This is a genomic window from Halobellus captivus, assembly GCF_007655485.1.
GTDB classification, from domain to species: Archaea; Halobacteriota; Halobacteria; order Halobacteriales; family Haloferacaceae; genus Haloquadratum; species Haloquadratum captivum.
The window spans coordinates 39,398-60,350 of record NZ_VJXQ01000003.1; the positions used below are offsets into that span (position 1 = coordinate 39,398).

Annotated in this window: 19 protein-coding genes and 1 tRNA gene; 9 read left to right on the forward strand and 11 right to left on the reverse strand. The window is 64.2% G+C overall.

Annotated elements, in window-relative coordinates; genetic code table 11:
- A partial coding sequence (locus tag FJT57_RS16955) for a Cdc6/Cdc18 family protein (RefSeq protein WP_238993963.1) occupies positions 1-1,316 on the reverse strand: 1,316 nt, incomplete at its 3' end.
- A gap of 927 nt (positions 1,317-2,243) precedes the next feature.
- On the opposite strand from FJT57_RS16955, the gene FJT57_RS09605 reads away from it, so the two are divergent.
- The 5 genes from FJT57_RS09605 (at position 2,244) to FJT57_RS09620 (ending at position 5,300) form a co-directional block, all read left to right on the forward strand.
- Positions 2,244-2,885 carry an Era-like GTP-binding protein gene (locus tag FJT57_RS09605; protein WP_144904599.1) on the forward strand — a complete coding sequence of 214 codons (642 nt, stop codon included), beginning with the start codon at positions 2,244-2,246 and terminating at the stop codon, positions 2,883-2,885.
- A 5-nt stretch (positions 2,886-2,890) separates the two neighbouring features.
- On the forward strand, positions 2,891-3,280 hold the full coding sequence (locus tag FJT57_RS09610; protein ID WP_144904601.1) for a DUF2073 domain-containing protein: 390 nt from the start codon (positions 2,891-2,893) through the stop codon (positions 3,278-3,280).
- Positions 3,281-3,336: 56 nt separating this feature from the next.
- The gene (locus FJT57_RS09615; protein ID WP_144904603.1) at positions 3,337-4,206 is read left to right on the forward strand and encodes an OapC/ArvC family zinc-ribbon domain-containing protein; all 870 of its coding nucleotides are present in this window, start codon (positions 3,337-3,339) and stop codon (positions 4,204-4,206) included.
- Between the two features lie 158 nt (positions 4,207-4,364).
- Positions 4,365-4,454 carry a hypothetical protein gene (locus FJT57_RS17450; protein ID WP_425492341.1) on the forward strand — a complete coding sequence of 30 codons (90 nt, stop codon included), beginning with the start codon at positions 4,365-4,367 and terminating at the stop codon, positions 4,452-4,454.
- Between the two features lie 54 nt (positions 4,455-4,508).
- Positions 4,509-5,300, forward strand: coding sequence for a DUF7089 family protein (locus tag FJT57_RS09620; RefSeq protein ID WP_144904605.1), 792 nt, complete (start codon positions 4,509-4,511; stop codon positions 5,298-5,300).
- A gap of 111 nt (positions 5,301-5,411) precedes the next feature.
- On the opposite strand, the gene FJT57_RS09625 is transcribed toward FJT57_RS09620, so the two are convergent.
- Positions 5,412-5,990 carry a DUF7090 family protein gene (locus tag FJT57_RS09625; protein WP_144904607.1) on the reverse strand — a complete coding sequence of 193 codons (579 nt, stop codon included), beginning with the start codon at positions 5,988-5,990 and terminating at the stop codon, positions 5,412-5,414.
- 174 nt (positions 5,991-6,164) lie between these two features.
- Positions 6,165-6,620, reverse strand: coding sequence for a DUF2391 family protein (locus tag FJT57_RS09630; protein ID WP_144904609.1), 456 nt, complete (start codon positions 6,618-6,620; stop codon positions 6,165-6,167).
- Positions 6,621-6,707: 87 nt separating this feature from the next.
- Here FJT57_RS09630 and FJT57_RS09635 point away from each other — a divergent pair, with 87 nt between their 5' ends.
- Positions 6,708-7,388 (forward strand): class I SAM-dependent methyltransferase, encoded by a 681-nt coding sequence (locus FJT57_RS09635; RefSeq protein WP_144904611.1) that lies wholly within the window; start codon positions 6,708-6,710, stop codon positions 7,386-7,388.
- Positions 7,389-7,488: 100 nt separating this feature from the next.
- On the opposite strand, the gene FJT57_RS09640 is transcribed toward FJT57_RS09635, so the two are convergent.
- From FJT57_RS09640 to FJT57_RS09650, 3 genes are all read right to left on the reverse strand, one after another.
- Positions 7,489-8,673 carry an ABC transporter ATP-binding protein gene (locus FJT57_RS09640; protein WP_144904613.1) on the reverse strand — a complete coding sequence of 395 codons (1,185 nt, stop codon included), beginning with the start codon at positions 8,671-8,673 and terminating at the stop codon, positions 7,489-7,491.
- 2 nt (positions 8,674-8,675) lie between these two features.
- Positions 8,676-10,361, reverse strand: a complete 1,686-nt coding sequence (locus FJT57_RS09645; RefSeq protein ID WP_238993974.1) for an ABC transporter permease — start codon at positions 10,359-10,361, stop codon at positions 8,676-8,678.
- A 142-nt stretch (positions 10,362-10,503) separates the two neighbouring features.
- Positions 10,504-11,643 carry a thiamine ABC transporter substrate-binding protein gene (locus FJT57_RS09650; RefSeq protein ID WP_144904615.1) on the reverse strand — a complete coding sequence of 380 codons (1,140 nt, stop codon included), beginning with the start codon at positions 11,641-11,643 and terminating at the stop codon, positions 10,504-10,506.
- 105 nt (positions 11,644-11,748) lie between these two features.
- Here FJT57_RS09650 and FJT57_RS09655 point away from each other — a divergent pair, with 105 nt between their 5' ends.
- Positions 11,749-12,828, forward strand: a complete 1,080-nt coding sequence (locus FJT57_RS09655; protein WP_144904617.1) for an AI-2E family transporter — start codon at positions 11,749-11,751, stop codon at positions 12,826-12,828.
- Between the two features lie 80 nt (positions 12,829-12,908).
- Here FJT57_RS09655 and FJT57_RS09660 read toward each other — a convergent pair whose 3' ends face one another.
- The 3 genes from FJT57_RS09660 to FJT57_RS09670 form a co-directional block, all read right to left on the reverse strand.
- Positions 12,909-15,491, reverse strand: a complete 2,583-nt coding sequence (locus FJT57_RS09660) for a DEAD/DEAH box helicase (protein ID WP_144904619.1) — start codon at positions 15,489-15,491, stop codon at positions 12,909-12,911.
- A gap of 85 nt (positions 15,492-15,576) precedes the next feature.
- Entirely contained in the window at positions 15,577-15,816 is a 240-nt protein-coding gene (locus FJT57_RS09665) for a hypothetical protein (RefSeq protein WP_144904621.1), read from the reverse strand.
- Between the two features lie 82 nt (positions 15,817-15,898).
- Positions 15,899-16,141, reverse strand: a complete 243-nt coding sequence (locus FJT57_RS09670; protein ID WP_144904624.1) for a ferredoxin — start codon at positions 16,139-16,141, stop codon at positions 15,899-15,901.
- Between the two features lie 150 nt (positions 16,142-16,291).
- Here FJT57_RS09670 and FJT57_RS09675 point away from each other — a divergent pair, with 150 nt between their 5' ends.
- Together FJT57_RS09675 and cgi121 are read left to right on the forward strand one after the other, a co-directional pair.
- Complete coding sequence (locus FJT57_RS09675) at positions 16,292-18,949, forward strand: DEAD/DEAH box helicase (RefSeq protein WP_144904633.1); 2,658 nt, start codon at positions 16,292-16,294, stop codon at positions 18,947-18,949.
- Between the two features lie 14 nt (positions 18,950-18,963).
- Positions 18,964-19,458 carry a KEOPS complex subunit Cgi121 gene (gene cgi121, locus FJT57_RS09680; protein WP_144905300.1) on the forward strand — a complete coding sequence of 165 codons (495 nt, stop codon included), beginning with the start codon at positions 18,964-18,966 and terminating at the stop codon, positions 19,456-19,458.
- Positions 19,459-19,633: 175 nt separating this feature from the next.
- Here the strand turns inward: cgi121 and FJT57_RS09685 are convergent.
- Both FJT57_RS09685 and FJT57_RS09690 read right to left on the reverse strand, forming a co-directional pair.
- A tRNA-Gln gene (locus FJT57_RS09685) sits at positions 19,634-19,706 on the reverse strand.
- Positions 19,707-19,785: 79 nt separating this feature from the next.
- Complete coding sequence (locus FJT57_RS09690) at positions 19,786-20,772, reverse strand: CPBP family intramembrane glutamic endopeptidase (protein ID WP_162524326.1); 987 nt, start codon at positions 20,770-20,772, stop codon at positions 19,786-19,788.
- Between the last annotated feature and the right edge of the window lie 181 nt (positions 20,773-20,953).

Consider the following 20,953-nt stretch of genomic DNA (forward strand, 5'->3'; position numbering starts at 1 on the left):
TCCTCCCCGAGGCTGGATTTGACCCGCGGATCGAGGAAGTCGGTGAACTTCAGGTCGTTCGAGATCCCCATAATCGAGATTCGCGAATTGGTTAGTTCGGAGTTCATCCGCGAGAGGTTATACAGCGTGTCGTCACCGGACTTCTCGACGAGTTTGTCGATCTCGTCGAGCATGATGACGACGACGCGCTCCTCGTAGTCGACCGCGTCGAAGAACGTGGTATAGACGCGGTCGGTGGGCCACCCGGTCATCGGAACGGGTTCCATCTCGTCGCGGTCGGATTCGAGTTCGTCGATACGCGCGCTGACGGCCGCTCGCGACTCGTAGGCGGTGTCACCGAGTGCCGATGGGTCGTTCTCCGCACGCGATCGGAGGTCGTTCAGGTGATCCAGTCGCCCCTCGATTAGCTCTCGGTTCTTCTCGATGAATTTGTTCGCGAGTTGTGCGAGGACGCGGTACTGGGTGTCAGTCACCTCGCAGTTGATGTACTCGACCTCGCACGGGACGTCGTACTTTTTCGAGGTCGACTCGAGTTCCTGGCTGACGAATTTGGCGCTGGCGGTTTTCCCGGTGCCCGTCTTCCCGTAAATCAAGATGTTCGAGGGCGTCTCACCCCGGAGCGCGGAGACGAGGATTGTCGCCATCTGGTTGATCTGCTCGGTTCGGTGCGGGAGCTCGTGCGGCGTGTACGACGGGCGCAGTACCTCCTTGTTCTCGAAGATTGGTTCACCCGAGAGGAGGTCGTCGAAGAGGCCCTGACTGTCGCCGTCATCGTCGAGGACCACCTCGTCGAGGCTGACATCTGTTTCCGCTGTTCCGGCGGAACCGACGCTGATCGAACTGGGATCGTCGGGTCCGATGCTCGCCTCGATATCGATGTCTTCGGCTGTGATATTCTGATCGCCTTCGTTGTCCGTTATGTTCGGCTCGTCGTTGCCCGTTATGTTCGGCTCGTCGTTGCCCGTTATGTCCTGTTCGCCCTCTTCGGAGACGTGTCGAGAATCCGATTCCGACGGATCATCACTCTTGGATGGGTCCGTAGCGTCGTTCCCCTCTCGAACGTTTTCCTCTCGAACGTTTTCCTCTGGATCGCTCTTCTCCCGATTGACCTCCTCGTGATCGATCTCTCCTCGCCCTATCTCCTCTCGCTCTTTCGAGTCAGTGAAGTCACGTCCCTCCTCGTTTCGTGACGCGCGTTCGCCTACTTCATTCGTGCCGACCGTCGACGTATCCGATTTCGTCGATTCCCCAGACTGGGCGTCCTCCTCGGAGCCTGTCGGGGCATCACCATCACCGGATTGTGCTTCCTTTTCCATCCATATCCCCCCAATTTCGACTGGAAATCACGTTCCCGCGACCAGTAGAGACAGAAGGCGCGGGAGAAAGACGAGATCATCCTGCTTCTCTATCCGTGGCGTGTCCAGTTGATGCAGACGAACCAGAGGAACACGTACTACAAAAAACTTGTCTCTCTCATATGTGGTCAGAATACGCTGGTGGCTCCGTTAATTGAGACGGTAGGCGGTGATTACGGGTTTTCCGATCGATAGAGTGCCCATTCTATCGACGTGAGAATATGGAGAGAACCGGTGAGGGTGCTAGAATATGGTGAATTGAGTGGTATTAGCGGTACGTTGACTGCCGCTCACATCCATCTTCTCTCCCCCGAAGTGTGACTCGATAGAGCAAGTAATGGGTCATTACCGGATCCGGTGAGACTCGATGTCAGAATATTTTGCTACCATCTGCGTCGCCGAGAGGCCGATCAGAAGACGTTTAATCGACTCCCCCACCCCTTTGTTTCGAGTGGAACAGCCGCGAGAGGTCCAAAACATCGTTGCAGTCGACGAACGGGTTATTAATGTATATTTTATACATACTAAAATAAAATAATATACTGTCCTGTATTAACTGTCTTAGTGCAATACGGGTCCAGTTTATAATATAGTCTATTAAATCTACCGATCATATAGAGGCCGCTGTCGACCCCCTCCCCCCCCCCCACTTATTCACGGTTCCACTCGAAACAAAGGGGTGGGGGGCAGACACCACGATCGGCGTTCAGCGTGGAAAGAGAATGAGTCCTATCGAGAAAGCCTAAATGCGGATTAGCGGACGTGCCAGGCGCGTTCAGCAACTCGTAGGCCGCCCTAGGGCGTCTGACGCAGTGTTTAAGTGAACACGGAAATGTGGTACCTCCATACGCCCCTCCACGACCGGACCGGGAGGCGCGGGAGGCCAGGATGGGACTGTTCACAGAACTCAGAGACAGCATCTCACGGGCCGTCGACCGGATGTTCTCGGACGCCGAGCCGAAACGTATCGGCATTTACGGACCGCCGAACGCCGGAAAGACGACCCTCGCAAACCGTATCGCACGTGACTGGACGGGTGACGCCGTCGGCCCGGAGAGCCACATTCCACACGAGACGCGTCGCGCGCGTAGAAAGGAAAACGTCGAGATCGAACGCAACGGAAAGAGCGTCAGCATCGATATCGTCGATACGCCCGGTGTCACGACGAAAGTCGACTACAAGGAGTTCCTCGAGCACGATATGGAGAAAGACGACGCTGTCCGTCGTTCTCGGGAAGCGACCGAGGGCGTCGCGGAGGCGATGCACTGGCTCCGCGAGGACGTCGACGGGGTGATTTACGTTCTCGACAGCACCGAGGACCCGTTCACACAGGTGAACACGATGCTGATCGGCATCATCGAGAGCCAGGATCTGCCAGTGCTCATCTTCGCGAACAAGACCGATCTCGACGACTCCAACGTCAAGCGCATCGCCAACGCGTTCCCGCAACACGAAACGGTTCCGCTCTCGGCGCTCGAGGGGAACAATATGGACGAAGTGTACGAGAAGATCGCGGAGTACTTCGGGTGACCACGATGCCGGAAGCGAAATCAGGAAACTCCAGTAACGGCGTCCAGATCGATCTCATCAGCGGGGCGCGAATGGACGGGCTCACGAGTATGGAGAAGATCCGACTCATCCTCGACGGCGTCCGTGACGGGAACATCGTCGTCCTCGAGGAGGGGCTCGCACCCGAGGAAGAGTCGAAACTCATCGAAGTCACGATGACCGAGATCAGCCCCGACGAGTTCAACGGGATCGAGATCGAGACGTACCCCCAGACGGGCGGCGGAAACAAGGGGCTACTCGGCCGAATTATGGGCAACAAATCGACGAAGAAACTCACCGTCATCGGTCCGGCGAACCAGATCGAGACGCTTCACAAAGACGAGAACCTCATCAGCGCGCTCGTCTCCAGAAAGTGATGACCGAGAACCCACCCGCTCGTCGGCCACAACCCCCCGCTCGATAACACACTACGATGCCTCACGAATGTACAAACTGCGGACGAGCGTTCGACGACGGGTCGAAAGAAATGCTGTCGGGGTGTCCGAACTGCGGCGGAAACAAGTTCCAGTTCCGACCGTCGTCTGCGACTGAATCGGCTGAGACGACCTCGAATCCGGCTGGCAACTCCGGAGAATCCAGCCAATCGGGACCGACTCCCGAACAGAAAGAGAACGTCGCAGGCGGGACGGAAGCGCACGTCGAAGACCGGACGAGAGATAGCTCAACCGACCGGACAGCGACAGATCAGGACGATTCGAATTCTGAACGGCCGCGACTCTCACCGTCCTCGAAGAAGTGGCCGGGTCAAGAGGAACCGACGAGTCGGCCGGAGCCGCCGGAACCGTCCACGTCACCGGGGTCATCGGAATCGACGAGCGAACCTCGAACCGACGCCGATCCGACTCAGGACGACGCCGTCGAGATCGATACTGATCGGCAGTCACTCGGCGACGATTCGACCGAAGATACGGCGCAGGCAAGCGCTCGCAGTGATGTCGTTTCACCCGACGAACTCGCCGCTGCGAGTCGAACAACTGCGGGCGACGACGAGAGCGTCGGCACCGACGAAAGCCGGCCCGACCAGCCTGCCCGTCCGAGCGATTCCGACGGGAAAGTGATCGAACCCTCGAGCGACGAGCGGCCGGATCTGGACGAACTCCGCGCGGAACTCAACCAACAGTTCGAGAGTATCCGCATCGTCGCTCCGGGCGAGTACGAACTCAATCTGATGGAACTGTACGACCGGACCGAGTACATCATCTCTCTGCAGGAGGACGGCCGGTACGTCATCGAAGTACCTGACACGTGGGATACGACTCCCGGCGGGCCTGAGGACTCCTAGCGGTCATTCGAGCGACCTGCGACCAAAGCACGGGTTCGAACGGCTCTGATCGCCGACGGGTGACTTCGGTTCTCATCCACACGGGCGATTTGGTTCTCATCCGCACCCCTCAACCCCGGATTGAAGCTTTTAAGCGCTCCCACTGTAACGGACACAGTATGAGTCAAGCGACCAAGATCGTCCTCGGTACCGTCGGTGTGTCGGCCGTTCTCGCCATCGCGATCATTTTCGCGCTCGCGTTCGGATAGTCCCGTTTCCTCCTCGACCGCTTCGCTGAAATCATCTCGAACCGAAGGTACGATATGTTCGACAGACGCGATCTTTCCGACGAAGTAGCCGCCGTGCGTGAGACGCACGCGGCCGACGCGCTCGTGCTCGATGTCGGCGCAGACTTTGAGACGATCCCGCCCGCCGCGGCGGAGGACCTCGGCCTCCTCGCCGACGGACTCGATCCGGCGGCGTACCCCACCGAGTGGCTTCCCGACGACGCACCCAGCGCGCTCGTCGCGTACGCGAGTTCCGATTTCACGGTGGGGATGCCGGGCGACGGTACCGTCGCCTGGATGCGGCAGACGACCCCGCCGACGGTCCTCGTCAAGAAGCGCGCGGAGGGGACACCCTCGGCGTTCTTGGACTTTCTCCTCGCCGAGGCCTTCGTTCAGCTCGGAACCGACGCTCCCGAGCATTTCCTCCCGTTTTTCGGCCCGGCCTACCGCGACCTCGACGACGCGGTCCCCCTCGGAGCGGCCGACGTCTACCAGATCGCCGCTGCGCTCTACGACGCGTGGCTCGGATTACAGACACGCGAAACGTTCGCCGAGTGGGACGGCACGCACCCGCGTCTCTTCGATGCGTGGGAAGACGCCGGGAACCGACTGGAGGGCCGTCTCTCGACGCTTCCCCGGTCTGTCGCGCGAGGGCGAACGTCGTTCGCGGAGGCGACGGAGTACGCCTGTTCGGCGGTCAAACACGAGTTAGCCCTCCCCGCACCGTTCGCCGCGCTCGACACGCAGGCGTTCGTCGAGTACGGCGCGGACTACGGCGTCAAGTGGGCGACGAAGACGTTCGAGAAATTGGAAGACAACGCGGCTTGACGTTCGCTTGAACTGCTGACCGACGTTTGCCTGAACTGCTGACCGACGTTCGCCTGAATCGTCGATTGACGTTCGCTGGACGCTGCCGACTAACGTTCGCTTTTGTAACGCTCAGAACTCGCTCGTGACGCTGCCTTTCACGTCGAGTTCGACAACCGCGTCGAACAGATCGCGGAACCGTTCGATCGTCTCCTCGTCGTGGACTTCGTTCGAGAGGTGGAACAGGCCGACCGCGTCGTGCTCGTCGAGGAGTTCGAGGAGCTGCTTACTCGCCTCATACGCCCCGTCTACGTCCGCGTAGTACGCCATCTCGGTCACCGAGTCGACGCTCACCCGTCGCTTCCCGTCGTGCGATTCTAAGAACTGCTGGGTCTGTGCGACGATCCCGTCGAGGTCGTCCGGAGACGAGACGTAGTGGACCTGGTCCGTCCGCCGTCGAGTGTATCCGCGCTCGACCGAGAGCGTGTCGAGAACGACCGCGTTCGACTCGTCGACGTCGTAGTGTTCGAGTTTCTGTTCGACTTCGCGGGCGGTGGTTCGAGTCGAAATGACCAGGAAGTGGTCGGTGTCGGTCTTCAGAAAGTCCGTATCGATCCGGTCGGTTTCGCCGATACTCGGATGCAGCAGCAAGATCCCCGTCCCTCCGGGGATCGAATCGGGTGCATTCTCGATGGCGAGGGCGTAATCCATATCCGTAGGTGCGCCCCCGGCGACTTAACCGTGCGGGAGACGTCGTCGTCGCGGTCTTTCGTCTGTAGCTGTCGTTGTCGCAGCTTTTCGTCTGTAGCTGTCGGCATCGCTTTCTTCGCCTGGCAATGCCGTCATTCGTCGAATCGACGCGGTGACTGATCCGACTACCGCGAGTCAGTAGAGCGAGTCCGCGGTCGCCGCGCCGATGACGCTGAACACCGCGCCGATGCTTATCGCCTTCAGGGTCGAGCCAATAAGGGCGAGATCCGTCGCTGCGCCCACGAATCCGGACCCCGGTTCTGCGGACGAGCCGATAAAGGTCCCCGGCGCATCGAACGCGATCGCGAGGATCAACACCGAGAGATACGAAACGGTGATCAGAGAGATGAATCGGAGTGGAACGCCCCCCACATCGGTCTCACGATCCGGGTTCCGATCGTCTGCCTTATAAAGCGCTCCGTACCCGATCGCGAGGACGATCACCACCGTGAGAAGCGCTTGGACCGGTGCCATACTCTGCGCCAGCACCCACACCTCCTCGGTCACGACGAACGGTCCCGCGAGCAGGAACCCGCCGACGATCTGCTGGACCGTGTCTGAAAGCGCGAAACGCCGACGACGCCCGACCATACTGGACTATCGAAAGCGCCGGCTAAATAGACTCGGCTCTCCGGATCGATCCCAACGGTTCTTGCCCCACCGGTTCGACGATCATCTATGAGCGTGAGAGCCGAGTTCGACGCCTGGGCTACGGACGGACGCGACAAGGGAATGGAGGAGCGCCACTGGCACACCGCCAAACACGCGCTCGCGCGGATGCCGGTCGAAGCCGGAGACACGATCCTCGATCTCGGCTGCGGGAGCGGCTACGCCGGACGCGCCCTCCGCGACACGAAGGGCGCGGGGCGAGTCTACGGTCTCGACGGCTCGCCCGCGATGGCGCGGAACGCGCGCTCCTACACCGACGATCCGAACGTCTGCTACGTCGTCGGCGACTTCGACGAACTGCCTCTCGCGGACGACAGCGTCGACCACGTCTGGAGTATGGAGGCCTTCTACTACGCGGCGGACCCCGAGCACACGCTCGAAGAGGTCGAGCGCGTTCTCCGACCGGGCGGCACGTTCTACTGCGCGGTGAACTACTACGAGGAGAACGTCCACTCCCACGAGTGGCAGGAACGCATCGACGTCGATATGACGCGGTGGTCGGCCGAGGAGTACCGGGCGGCGTTCCGGGAGGCCGGACTCGCCGTCGCCGAGCAGGATTCGATCCCGGACCGCGACATCGACATCCCGGGGGCGGACGCGTTTCCGATCGACGGCTGGGAGTCGCGCGAGGCGATGGTCGAACGCTACCGAACGTACGGCACACTCCTCACCGTCGGCGTCGCTCTATGACTCGGAAGCCACTGAGACTGTACTCGGCGAACCGATACTCGAAAGCCATTGAGATAGTACCGGACGAACCGACACCTGCTGAGACAGCCCTCGTGATCCCTCACTTCTTGAGACGTTCGACGACGTGCGCGTCGGCGGCGTCGAAGTCGATGCGGACGTCGCCGTCGAGCGGGTCGTCGGACCGAACCGTTAGCTCCCGGTCGCGCCACTGAAGGTACACCCGCGTCGAGTCCCCGAGGAATTCCGACTCCACCACCGTCGCGTCGAGGACGTTCGACCCGTCCGAACGTGCGTTTTCGTCCCTCCGAACTTCCATATGCTCGGGCCGAACGCAGAACACCACGCGGTCACCCTCCGAGACGTCCAGTGACGTCTCGACGCGAATCTCAACTCCACCGACGTCGACGGCGAGATCCGGCTCGGCAGAACCCCCTCCGAACCCCTTTGTTTCGACTGGAGATTCACCCGATCCAGCCGCTGCATCCGTACGATTTTCCGCGTTTCGGGGTCGGACGTCGAGGACGGTCCCCTCGAAGACGTTGTTGTCCCCGACGAACTCCGCGACGAATCGACTCTCGGGATGGCGGTACACGGCCCGTGGCGTTCCGATCTGCTCGACCTCGCCGTCGTTCATCACCGCGACCCGGTCGGAAATCGCGAGCGCCTCCTCTTGGTCGTGGGTCACGTAAACTGTGGTAATCCCGAGCGTCGATTGGATCTCCTTGATCTGCATCCGGAGTCGCTCGCGGAGGCGAGCGTCGAGCGCGCTCATCGGTTCGTCGAGGAGAAGAAGGTCCGGACCGGGTGCGAGCGCCCGAGCGAGCGCGATGCGCTGCTGTTGTCCGCCGGAGAGTTCGGTCGGATCTCGATCGCCCGCGTTCGACAAATCGACGAGGTCGAGCAGCGACGCCACGCGTTGGTCGCGAATCGCCCCGTCCGGCGGATCCGAGAAGCGGAGCCCGTACGCGACGTTCTCCGCGACCGAGAGGTGCGGAAAGAGCGCGTAGTTCTGGAAGACGACGCCCACGCCCCGATCCTCGGGCGGCACGCCGCGCATATCCCGACCGTCGAACCGGATTATCCCCGCGCTGGGCGAGTCGAACCCGGCGACGAGTCGGAGCGTCGTGGTCTTTCCGCAACCTGACGGTCCGACGAGCGTGAAGAACTCGCCGTCGCCGACCTCGAACGTGACACCGCCGTCGGTTCGGCTCTCGCCATCGCTACGCCGACCCAGCGCGACCGTCTCGCCGTACTCCTTTCGCACGTTTTCGAGCGTCAGTTTCATATTTAGAATCCCCCGCGTCCGCCGTACCGACCGCCGAACCGTTCGATGATCACGAAGCTCAGGCTGGTGACCGCCAGCAGGATACAGCCCATCGCGGTCGCCGGACCGAGCCGCCGTCCCAGATAGCGTTCGACTGCGACGGGCATCGTGTAGCTCGTCGACCCCTCCGCGAGGACGACCGTCGAGTCGAACTCGCCGATCGAGATGGCAAAGACGAACGCCGCGCCCGCGACGACGCCTGCGGCGACCAGCGGCAATTCGATATCGACGAGCGCACGGACCCGACTCGCGCCGAGACTTCGCGCCGATTCGACCAGCCGAGGGTCGAGGTTCCCGAGCAGCGGCGCGACGTTCCGCGTCACGAACGGGTACGCGCCGACGGCGTGGGCGGCGACGACCGCGATCGCACCGGTCACCTGCAACCGCGTGCCGAACGCGTCGACGCCGAAGACGAGCCCGCGGAGCAGGCCGAGCCCGACCACGATCCCCGAGACGGCGAACGGTGCCATCGCGAGCGTGTCGATCGCGGCGCGACCGCGGAACTCCCGCGTCGTCAACACGGCCACCACGACGCCCATCGGCACCGCGACCAGAAGCGTCCCCACCCCGAACCGGAGCGAGTTCGCGATCGCCGGAAGCGGCCGCACCTGATAGGAGGCACCGGTCTGCTGGCGTTCGAGGAGAAACAGGTAGTGATCCAGCGTCAACCCCTGCGGGCCGGTCAGGCTCGTGAGCACCATCGATGCAATCGGCCCGACGAACACCGCGAGCACGACCAGGCCGTAGCCGATGATCGCGACGCGCGAGCCCGTCGCCTTCGCGGTCCACGAGTCGGGCCACAGCGACTGTCGGGGTTGCGGGCGCGCACCCTGTCCCGATCCGCGGTTGCGACCCTCATAGCGGAGGTACCAGTAGGTCAATCCGACCGAGATCGCGGTCTCGACGACGGCGAGGGCGGCCGCCTCGGCGTACGCGAGGTTCTGGATCCGCGAGTAGATGAACACCTCGACGGTCGCCAGTTGGAACCCTCCCAGCGCGAGGACGATCGGGAACGACGCGAACGTGAACACGAACGTCAGCGTCGCGCCGATGGCGACCGCCGGGAGCAACTGCGGAAGCACCACGTCGCGGAACGCACGCGTCGGCGACGCGCCGAGACTTCGAGCCGTCTCCACGGCGGAGGCGTCGACGCTCTCCCACGCGGCGGTCGTCACCCGCGCCACGAGCGGCGCGTTGTAGAACGCGTGCGCGATCACGATCGCCTCGATAGTGAACAGCAGCTCGACCGGCGGCAAGCCGAGCGCTCCCAACACCGCGTTGAGCGTCCCGTTTCGCCCGAACGTGGCGACGAACCCGATCGCGACCATAATCGAGGGCATCACGAACGGCAGGATCGTCAGCGAGCGAAGCGTCTCCCGGCCCGGGAACTCGAACCGAGAGAGGATCCACGCGCCGGGAAGTCCCAACAGTACGGATGCGATCGTGGACAACAGCGCCTGATACGCGGTGAATCCGAAGATATCGACGAGGTAAAACCGCGAGGTGAGAACCGAGACAATCGGCTCGACCGTCAGTCGCCCCTCGACGAACACCGCGTCGACGAACACCGTTGCGACCGGGTAGTAGAAGACGACGAGGAGTACGAGCGCGGTGACGGCCGCGCCGAGCGTGAGCGCTCTCGCCTCCACCCGCCGACGGAGCGTCGCGGCGGCTGACCGAGCCTCCGAGAGCGCACCTTCTGCTTCCGATCCGCCGTCCGTCCGTGGCACGTTCAGGACTCCGGAACCGACGTCGTGGTCGTCGCTGATGGACGAATCACCGCTGTCGCCGTCACTTGCTGGCGAACTGCCGTTCCCACGCGTCGGTCCACTCACTCACGTTGTCTCGAAGTTCGTCGTACGTGAAAGTGACTGCTTCCGGCGGTGCCTGCGCGTACTCGGCGAACTCCTCAGGGAGTTCGGCGGTGGTCGTCGCCGGGAACGCGACGTTCCGCTGGGCGATCTCGCCCTGGACGTCCGGTCGCAGGACGAACTCCAAGAACTCCCGCGCCAGCTCCGGATCGTCGGCTCCCTCGAAGATCGACATTCCCTCGGGGTAGGCGTAGCCCTGATCGTTCAGGAACCGGATCTGGTGTTTCGCGAGGTCCTCTCCGGACTGGCTGGCGTACACCTGATCGGTCGAGTAGGAGACGACCATCGGAGCCTCCTCGTCCTCGTAGTTCGCATACGAAGTCGCCCAGTCCGAGAGCACCCGGACGTCGTTCGCCTGCAACGCCTCCCAGTAGTCGAGATAGCCGTCCGGGCCCTTCGCGTCGATGGTGTGCAGCAGGAACGACTTCCCGGTGGCGCTGCCGGTGGGATTCTGCGTGAGGAGATCACCCGCGTACTCGGATTCGAGGAGCCCGTCGAACGTCTCGGGGGCGACGAAGTCGCCGTCGTCGAACGTCTCGTTGTACACGATGCTCACGTAACTCGTGTCGTACGGGACGATCCGGCCGTCCGGATCGAAGTTCAGCCCCGATTTCACGTCTCCCTGTCCCGAGATGTCGCCGACGGCGGTGAACAGCCCGTCGTCCAGCTGCTCGTCGATCCGGATGAGCATATCCACGTTGAGCCCGACGTACACGTCGGCGTCGATGTCGGCCCCGCGCATCGCCCGCTCGATGTAGTAGTTGATCTCGCTGTCCGGCGTGGCGTAGGTGAGTGTCGCGTCGAACTCCGATTCGAACGCCTCCTTGAGCCACGGACCGGGACTGGTCGAGGGCGCGTCGACGAACGCGCCGTACGTCGAGACGACGAGTTCGGGCGTGCTCGACTCCGTAGCTCCGGTCGTCGTTCCGGTGGTGTCGTCACCGTTGCCGCTTGTCGCGCGTTCGTCGGTCTCCTCGCCATCGCCGTTGCCGCCGACGCATCCCGCCACGCCAGCGACGCCGCCGACCCCGACCGTTCGAAGGAACGTTCTGCGCTTCATTACTGGGTAATTTCACTGAGTGGTACTTAACGCTGATGCATTGAGATGTCCGTCTCGTCGCCGATTCGGAGCAATGCTCTTGGGGTTCCGCGGCGATTCGAAGCCGTGTCGCTCAATCGGCGGTACGCGCTCGGCGGCCTGTTCGTCCTCGTCGGCGTCGCGACGGCGGCGTTCCTGTCGTCAGTGCTGGGAACCGTGTTTTTCGCCGTCACGGTCGCGTACCTGCTCTGGCCGGTCCGACAGCGACTCGTCTCCCGCGGCTTGTCTCGCCGCCTCGCGAGCGGCGGGGCGACCGCTGGCGCCTTCGTGATGACGCTCCTGCTTTTCGTCCCGCTCGCCGTCGTCGCCTACCTCCGATTCGACTCGTTCGTCGCCCTGCTCGGACTGCTCCCCGAGACACTCGAACTCGCGCTGTTCGGGTTCGAGTACGCGATCACCCTCGAATCGCTCACTGCGCTCGTCATCTCTCTCGTCGAGCGCGCGGCCAGGCGCGCCGCCGCCTCGGCCCCTGTGCTCATCGTGAAGGCGACGCTCTTCGTCTTTCTCGTCTATTCGCTGCTTTTCTACGGCGAGGACGCCCAGCGGTCCGTCCTCGCGCTCGTGCCGACCGGCTACCGCGACGCCGCGGTCGCGCTGAATCGCCGCGCCCGAGAGACGCTGTTCGCCATCTACGTCCTCCAGGCGGCCACCGCGCTCGGGACGTTCGTTCTCGCGCTTCCGGTGTTTCACGTTCTCGGCTACGAGTCGGTCGTGATGCTGTCGAGCGTCGCTGCGCTCCTGCAGTTCGTTCCGATTCTCGGCCCCAGCGTCCTGCTCGCCGGGCTGGCCGCCTACCACGTCGCGATCGGAGAACTGGTGCGCGCCGCGCTCGTCTTCCTACTCGGCGGCTTCGTTATCGCGCTTCTCCCCGACGTCCTCATCCGACCGCGACTCGCCCGCGAAACGGCCGACATTCCGGGAAGCCTCTACTTCGTCGGATTCTTCGGCGGCGTCCTCACGCTCGGTCCGATCGGGATCGTCGCCGGGCCGCTCGCCGTCGGCCTGTTCGTCGAGTCCGCGGCGCTGCTCTCGACGGAATTGAACCACTCGGGACTGTCGCTCGCGGACGTAGCTGGGGAGTCGGATTCGACGGAGACCGACGACGCCCGGGTCGGAGACGCCGAAAACGAACTGGACGAGAGGTGAGGTGAGACGCGGAGGACGAGGCGGACGGGAGTGAGCGGGGGTGGGAGTGGGGAGTGATCACTCGGACTCGCAGGTGGGCGTCACTCGTACTCGCTGCCGACGACCTCGCGGATCCGCTCGGCGGTCACCGAACCGATCCCGCTCACCTCGGTGAGATCGTCCTCGCGGGCGGTCATCACACCCTCCACGGTTCCGAACTCCCGAAGCAGCGACTGCGCGGTGACGGGGCCGATGTCCGCAATCGAGGAGACGACGTACTCCTGCTGTTCGGCCAGCGTCTTCGCGCTCTTCTCGCCGTGGACGCTCACCGCTCTGTCGCGCTCGGTCTGTTCTCGTTCGGCGATCGTCAGTAGCAGTTCCGCGGTGTCGTCCTCGTCGCGGGTCTGCAGGACGCTCACGTCGAAATCGACCGCCAGCGACGCAAGCGCCCCGCGGATCGCGCCCGGATGGACGTTCCGCTCCTCGTAGAGCCCGTCGCCCTCGATGATGAGGACCGGCCTCGCGTACGCGCGAGCGAGGTCGCCGATCTGCTCGAAAATGGACCGCTCGCTGCCGAGGAGCGTATCGAGGAAGTCGGCGACGGACTTCCGCTCGACGGCGACCCGATCGGAGAGGACGTAGTCGCCGACGGCCAGCGTTTCGAGCCGCGTCCGGACGCCCTCGCGCTTCGAGAGGTCTTTCGCGATCGCGGCGTCGAGTTCCCGCTGGTCGACGACGATTTCGGTCTCCGTCGCGTCGCCGTCCGTTCCGGCGGTGGCGGCGACTCCCTCGTCGCCGCCGTCGTCCACGTTTGCGGTGTCATCGCCCGCGTCCGTCCCCTCGTCACCGTCGCTCGCATCCGTCCCCTCCTCACCGTCGTCCGCGCTCGACTCCTCGTCGCCGCCGTCGGAGTTCGCGCGCTCGATCTCCTCGTCTGTCGGGCCGAAGTCGGTGAGTCCCGCTTGCCCGTTCTTCGCCGCGATGGACTCGCTCTCGATCGCTTTGTCGTCGGACTCGCTCCCCGCCTCGTGGGGTCCGTCGTCCGTCTCGTCGCTGTCGCTCCCGCCGCTGCCGCCCGCTCTCCGCTCGTCGCCGTCGTACGAACCTAACCCCCGCTGTGCGGGGTTCAGCTCTGACTCGATGTCTCCGGCGACGCTCTTTAACTCTCGAAGCTCCGACTCCATCTCCTTCTCGCGACGCCGCGAGATCCAGAAGAACGCCTCGTCGCGGGTGTCCTCGGCGAGCAGGACGACGACGCTCCCCTCGGCCTGTCTGCCGGTTCGGCCCTTCCGCTGGATCGAGCGGATCGCGGTCGGCACGGGCTCGAAAAAGAGCACGAGATCGACCTCGGGGACGTCGAGGCCCTCCTCGGCGACAGACGTGGACACGAGCACCTCGAACTCCCCGTTTCGGAACGCGTCGAGGGTCTCCTGCTGTTCCTTCTGGGTCATTCCCTCGGAACTCTCCTTGTCTCCCTGCCCGACGAACCGCCGGACGTCGAAGGACGTCGAGAGAAATTCGGTTAACGCCTCGGCGGTGTCTCGCGACTCGGTGAAGACGATCACGCGCTCGCCGCCCTCGATGCCGAGCGTCTGCGCGAGCAGGATCCGCGCGCGGGAGAACTTCGGATGCGTGCCGTCGAAGCTCTCGGCTAACCGCATCGCCTCCCTGACTTTCGGCTCGGCGACGAGTCGCTGGCTCGCCTTCGACGCGCCGGATGAGCGCGCGGCGTTGCGCTGGCGCTCGAAATACCTCCGAACGGATTCGACCGACTGCGTCTCGACGAGTTCGACCGCCCGCCGGAGCTTCATCACCTCCGCGTGCGTCGACATCCCCTTGTACCCGTCCGACTTGTCGGCGTCCATCAACTCCTGGAGCTTTCCCCGCATCCGGTTCAACTGCTTCTGCGAAATGTCGGGCTGGGTCGTCTTCGTCACGCCCAGCGACTTCAGCTTCTGGAGGCGGTCTTTGATGACCTCGTTCAGCGCGTCGCGGATCCGTAAGATATCCTCGGGCAACTGGATCCGCTCCCACTCGACGGAGGTGTCGTGGGTGTACTCGTCGACGTCGGCGTCCTCCTCGGTCATCACCTCCACCTCGCTGATGCCGAGGTTCTCACACACCTCCAGAATCGCCTCCTTGTCGCCACCGGGCGAGGCGCTCATTCCGGTCACAAGCGGGTTCGTCGCGTCCGCGTGGTACCGCTCGGCGATGTAGACGTACGCGTAGTCGCCGCTCGCGCGGTGACACTCGTCGAACGTAAGGTGGGTGACGTCGGACAGGGAGATCCGCGAACCGACGAGGTCGTTCTCGACGACCTGCGGCGTCGCGACGACAATCCGTGCGTCCGCCCACGCCTCCGCGCGGTCGTCCGGTCGGATCTCGCCCGTGAACACGACGATCTCCTCGTCGGGGATCGAAAGCGCCTCCCGGTAGAAGTCGACGTGCTGCTGGACGAGCGGCTTCGTCGGCGCGAGAAACAGCGCTTTTCCGCCGACCTCGTCCAACCGGTCGGCCGTCACGAGCAGACTCACCGTCGTCTTTCCCAACCCCGTCGGGAGGCAGACGAGCGTGTGTGCGGTTCGCGCCGTCCCCGCGAGTCGGACCTGGTAGAGCCGACGCTCGATGAACCCGGAATTCAAGAGCGGATGGTCCACGTACGCGGGGTCGTCGGTGGCCGCCATTACGCCGTGATTGGGCGTCACCGCTGTTAAGGGTTCGCCGACGGCGGTGAAAGTGAAATCAGCCCCTCTGAGATGTCTCGGACCGCTAGGAGTCTGGGTCGGTAACGAAATCGGCGTTCGAACGGCTCCCGAATGCCGCGTCGAATTCGTCGCCGCTTCGCTCCCCGAACCCATCGTTTGCGCCGAACCCGTCCTCAGCGCTGAACCTTCCGTCGGCGTCGAACCCGGCGCTGGCGTTCTCGCGCTCTTCGACGGAATCCGGAAGCGACGCGCCGATGAGGTCGGCCCACTCCGAGAGGTTCCGCCCGTGACTTCGGTAGCTCATACTGCTCCTCGGCTGAAAAAATCTCGACGAACGTATATAACGATTGTGCTGCGTACGCGCAGCACTCAGTTCGCAGACGCGCTCAGACGACTTTCTCTCCGTCGTCGTCGTACAATTCGATCGCGTCGACGGGACAGGCCCGCGCGGCGAACTCGGCGTCCAGTTCCGCGCCGTCCGGGACCTCGAGCTCGAAGATTCCGTCGTCGACCTCGGTCGCGCCGTCGAGGTCGGCTTTGCCCTCGTCCAGGTTCTTCTCGAACGCGTCCCACTCGTCGACGCACTGAAACATCCCGATGCAGGTGTTTCGATCGTAGCGGATTTTCATACTCGTTTCCGTCGTTTGCGGAGAGGCCACATAGCGGTGGCGACGTTGGGGTGACGCTCTCAACCGTGGTGCTCTGCGTTGGTTCTCTCGACGATGGGGACTCGCGCTGACTCCGATTGTTTAAACCCGAGGACGGCATACCTCTCCCCGATGCAACCGGAGGAGGTGCCCGAACTGCCCAAAGCGGTGGCAGCCCATCTGCGCGAGGAGGGAATCGAGGAGCTCTACCCGCCGCAGGCCGCGGCCGTCGAGGCGGGCGTCAGCCGCGGGCAGAGCGTCGTGGCCTCGGTGCCGACCGCGTCGGGGAAGACCCTCGTCGCGGAGCTGGCGATGCTGTCGAGCGTCGCCCGTGGTGGTAAGGCCCTCTACATCGTTCCGCTGCGGGCGCTCGCCTCCGAGAAGAAGACCGAGTTCGAACGCTGGGAAGCGTACGGCTTCGACGTCGGCGTCTCGACGGGCAACTACGAGTCCGACGGTGAGTGGCTTGCCTCCCGCGACATCATCGTCGCGACCTCCGAGAAGGTCGACTCCCTCGTCAGAAACGGCGCGGCGTGGATCGACGAGCTGAGCTGCGTCGTCGCCGACGAGGTCCACCTCGTCGACGACGCGCACCGCGGACCCACGCTCGAAGTCACGCTCGGGAAGCTGCGGACGCTCAACCCCGGCCTGCAGGTCGTCGCGCTCTCGGCGACGGTCGGGAACGCCGACGTCGTCGCCGAGTGGCTCGACGCCGAACTCGTCGAGTCCGACTGGCGGCCGATCGATCTCCGAATGGGCGTCCACTACGGGAACGCCGTCACCTTCGACGACGGGAGCCAGCGCGAGGTCCCCGTCGAATCGGGCGGGCGGCCGACCGCGGCGCTGGTCGACGACGCCCTCGCGGGCGACTCCGGTACGCAGACTGATCTTTCCGAGGCTGATTCCGACAGGGACGCAGACGACGTCGGCGACGAGGACGGCGATAGCGCTTTCACCACGGAAAGCGGTTCCACCACGGACAGCGACGACAGCGATCAGGGCTCCTCGCTCGTCTTTGTGAACTCCCGGCGCAACGCCGAGGCGTCGGCGAAGCGCCTCCGCGACGTCGTCGCACCCCACCTCACCGACGACGAGCGCGGGCGACTCGCGGAACTGGCCGCAGAGATCAGAGACGTTTCCGACACCGAGACGAGCGACACGCTGGCGAACTGCGTTGCGAAGGGCTCGGCCTTCCACCACGCCGGGCTCGCCTCGGAGCACCGCTCGCTCGTCGAGGACGCGTTCCGCGACCGGCTCGTCAAGTGCATCTCGGCGACCCCGACGCTCGCCGCCGGTGTCAACACGCCCAGCCGTCGGGTGATCGTCCGGGACTGGCGGCGCTACGACGGCGAGTTCGGCGGGATGAAACCGCTCGACGTGCTCGAAGTCCACCAGATGATGGGCCGGGCGGGTCGCCCCGGCCTCGACCCGTACGGCGAAGCCGTCCTGCTCGCGAAGAACTCCGAGACGCGCGACGAACTGTTCGAGCGCTACATCTGGGCCGACCCCGAGCCCGTCCGCTCGAAACTGGCCGCCGAACCCGCGCTCCGGACGCACGTGCTCGCGACAGTCGCCTCCGGGTTCGCTCACACTCGCGGCGAACTTCTCGAATTCCTCGAACGGACGCTGTACGCGACCCAGACCGACGAGTCTGGGCGGCTCGAACGCGTCACCGACGACGTGCTCGCCTACTTGGAGCGCAACGAGTTCATCGAGCGCGGGGACGACTCGCTGTCGGCGACGGGCGTCGGCCACACGGTTTCGCGGCTGTATCTCGATCCGATGACCGCCGCGGAGATCATCGACGGGCTGGAGTGGGCCGAGTCGAACCGCGCGGAGATGATTCGCGCGCTCGCGGGTGAGGGGCCAACTGCGGCGTCGACGCCGAAATCCGCCGACACACCCACGATGGACGCCGGATTTCAGCGCGCCAGCGAGTTGGCGTCGCCAGATGCGCGAGGCGAGTCGAACGGCACCGACGGCGAGTCGAACGGCACCGACGGCGAGTCGGACGAATCCCCGCCACCGTCGGATGACCGCACTGAACCGTCACCGGACGACGGACCCACCTATCCGACGGCGCTCGGCCTCTTTCACCTCGTCTCGCGAACGCCGGATATGTACCAGCTGTACCTCAAATCCGGTGACCGAGAGACCTACACCGAGGTCTGCTACGAGCGGGAGGCGGAGCTGCTCGGCCGTACGCCCTCGGAGTACGAGGACGTCCGCTTCGAGGAGTGGCTCTCGGCGCTGAAGACCGCGCGGCTCCTCGTGGATTGGGCCGACGAGGTCGACGAGGACCGGATCACCGAACGCTACGGCGTCGGTCCCGGCGACGTCCGCGGGAAGGTCGAGACCGCCGAGTGGCTGCTCAACGCGGCCGAACGCCTCGCGGGCGAACTCGACCTCTCGGCGGTCCCGATCCGCGAGGCGAAAAAGCGCGTCGAGTACGGGGTCCGCGACGAGCTCCTGGAACTCGCCGGAATCCGGGGCATCGGTCGCAAGCGCGCCAGACGGCTCTTCGAGTCGGGGATCGAGACCCGCGCGGACCTGCGTGAGGCCGACAAATCGACCGTGCTCCGCGCGCTCCGGGGCCGTCGAAAGACCGCCGAACGGATCCTCGAAAACGTCGGCCGCCGGGATCCCTCGATGGAGGAGGTCACGAAGGCCGCGGACGCTGCCGGGGGTGACTCCGGCGAATCGGCCGAGCGATCCGGGTCGACGGCGACCTCGTCCGCGCGTCCCGAAGGCGACCCCGAGGAACAGGCCAGCCTGGGTGATTTCGGATGAGTTCTGAGAAGTCGATCCGGCTCGTCGAGGGCACAGTCGCCGTCGGCGACGTCGACGCATTCGTCGCCGAACTCGATCGGATCGCTTCGGAAACGGACGCGACGATTCAGGCGTTCGACGCACGCTACGTCGTGAGCGACCGGCACTTGGCGCGCGCTGTCGAACTGGCCGACCGCGCCATCGAGCGGGGCGAAAACGTCGCCCGCGACAGGGCCGTCGAGATACTCCTCTACGCTGCGGGTCGCAGACAGATCACCGATGCACTCGAACTCGGCGTCTCAACCGGGGAGAACCGCGTCGTCATTCTGATCGACGGGGGGGACGAAGACGCCGCGGCGGCGGCCGTCCGAACGCGCGTTCTCGATGAGACCGCCCGCACGCTCGGCGACTACGACGCCGACCTCGTGGAGGCGTACTACGACGTCGGGCGCGATGAACTCGCGGTCGTCGACGGCGACCTCGAATCGTTGGTACTCGAACGCGTTGCGCTGCTCGTCGTCGAGAAATAGCCGCGTCGACGGTGCGCTGACGGCGGCGAGCGACGCGACGGACTACGCGGTCGAACGACGGCACCCCTGACCCCTTCATTTCAGGTGGAAACGTTTTCTGTAGCTACGAGGTACGTTCGAGGTATTATTCCGAAGACACGGCATATCGGAGCCACGGCGTGCAGGAATCGGAGAATAGTCCCACCAGGATTCGAACCTGGGTCGAAGCCCCCAGAAGGCTTCAGGATTGGCCACTACCCCATGGGACTGCATTTCAGCCGCCGACGTCGCTCGTCGACTGCGTGCACCATCGTAGCCCGTGGCTCCATATGAGTGTTGCGAAGTCTGTCACACCCCTCCGTCGCGCTCGCCGTTCGTTCCGGGGTCGGTAGCCGGTTCACCGCCGGACCAGAGGGTGGCGCGGTCCAAGGACGGAACGCCTAACTTCCAGATCACCGCGGTCGCCAGCGCGAACGAGCCGACGCCAGCCGCGCCAACGGGACTCGCTACCAACTCCGCTCGGACTGGATCAGCCGCGACAGTGTACGCGAGCAAGGCCCCTCCCGCGGCGTTGAACACGCCGTGAAAGAACCCCGCGGCGAGAACCGAGCGGGCGCGGACGACGACGTACGTGTACACTGGCGCGAAGACCACGGTCGCGACGGTCATCGCCGCGACGCCGACGACCGGAAACGAGGGGTAGTTGTAGCCGTCGAGGACGACCGGCGCGTGCCAGAGTCCCCAGACGACGCCGATCACTCCGCTCGCCCGCCAGAACCCCAGCGGCGCGAGTTCCCACAGCAGATACCCGCGCCAGCCGAGTTCCTCGCCGAGCGCGAAGACCGCGTTGACGGTCACGCCGGTTCCGACGGTCAGCGCCGCGAGTGCGAGGACACCGAGTACGCCCGACGGCAGCGCGAGCCCAGGTATCGGATCGGCGGATCCGTCGAAGCCGATTCCGGGCGTCGCGACCGCGACCGCCAACCCAACTCCGACGAGGATGCACACCGCCACGACGGAGAACAAATGCCACCGGACGCGCCCGATCCGTGCCCCGATCTCGTTTCGGGAGACGTCCGACGTGAGCACGGTCACCCCCGCCGCGACCGCGGGCGTAAACATATAGAGCGGGGCGAGCGCGACCAACCGAACAGCCGCGACCCGCGCGAGGAGAACGAAACAGAGTGCGAGCGCCAGCAGTGTCGCGAAAAAACGGATGAGACGGCGTCGGCTGAGTCCGCCGTTCCCGGACGCGTCCACGGCGTCATTACGATCCGCCGACGCTTTCGGGCTCTTCCCGTCACCTGACGTCTGCGTATCGTTGTCGGAGAGCATCTCGCCCGAACTGTCGGCGAGTGGGCAGATGAGTGTTTCTCCGACTTCCGTGGGAAGCACCCACAAGATAATTTTCAAAAACATCCCGTATTTTGTTTTATTTATGGCCTTATATTGTTTTATCCTCTTCACTATTTCTGTGTAATGATGGTAATGGGTGGTTTAATTTTACATTTTCAAC

Coding starts and splice junctions, on each gene's coding strand:
- FJT57_RS09605 (WP_144904599.1), top strand. CDS start 2,244: ATGGGACTGTTCACAGAACTCAGAGACAGCATCTCACGGGCCGTCGAC.
- FJT57_RS09610 (WP_144904601.1), top strand. CDS start 2,891: ATGCCGGAAGCGAAATCAGGAAACTCCAGTAACGGCGTCCAGATCGAT.
- FJT57_RS09615 (WP_144904603.1), top strand. CDS start 3,337: ATGCCTCACGAATGTACAAACTGCGGACGAGCGTTCGACGACGGGTCG.
- FJT57_RS17450 (WP_425492341.1), top strand. CDS start 4,365: ATGAGTCAAGCGACCAAGATCGTCCTCGGTACCGTCGGTGTGTCGGCC.
- FJT57_RS09620 (WP_144904605.1), top strand. CDS start 4,509: ATGTTCGACAGACGCGATCTTTCCGACGAAGTAGCCGCCGTGCGTGAG.
- FJT57_RS09625 (WP_144904607.1), bottom strand. CDS start 5,990: ATGGATTACGCCCTCGCCATCGAGAATGCACCCGATTCGATCCCCGGA.
- FJT57_RS09630 (WP_144904609.1), bottom strand. CDS start 6,620: ATGGTCGGGCGTCGTCGGCGTTTCGCGCTTTCAGACACGGTCCAGCAG.
- FJT57_RS09635 (WP_144904611.1), top strand. CDS start 6,708: ATGAGCGTGAGAGCCGAGTTCGACGCCTGGGCTACGGACGGACGCGAC.
- FJT57_RS09640 (WP_144904613.1), bottom strand. CDS start 8,673: ATGAAACTGACGCTCGAAAACGTGCGAAAGGAGTACGGCGAGACGGTC.
- FJT57_RS09650 (WP_144904615.1), bottom strand. CDS start 11,643: ATGAAGCGCAGAACGTTCCTTCGAACGGTCGGGGTCGGCGGCGTCGCT.
- FJT57_RS09660 (WP_144904619.1), bottom strand. CDS start 15,491: ATGGCGGCCACCGACGACCCCGCGTACGTGGACCATCCGCTCTTGAAT.
- FJT57_RS09665 (WP_144904621.1), bottom strand. CDS start 15,816: ATGAGCTACCGAAGTCACGGGCGGAACCTCTCGGAGTGGGCCGACCTC.
- FJT57_RS09670 (WP_144904624.1), bottom strand. CDS start 16,141: ATGAAAATCCGCTACGATCGAAACACCTGCATCGGGATGTTTCAGTGC.
- FJT57_RS09675 (WP_144904633.1), top strand. CDS start 16,292: ATGCAACCGGAGGAGGTGCCCGAACTGCCCAAAGCGGTGGCAGCCCAT.
- FJT57_RS09690 (WP_162524326.1), bottom strand. CDS start 20,772: ATGCTCTCCGACAACGATACGCAGACGTCAGGTGACGGGAAGAGCCCG.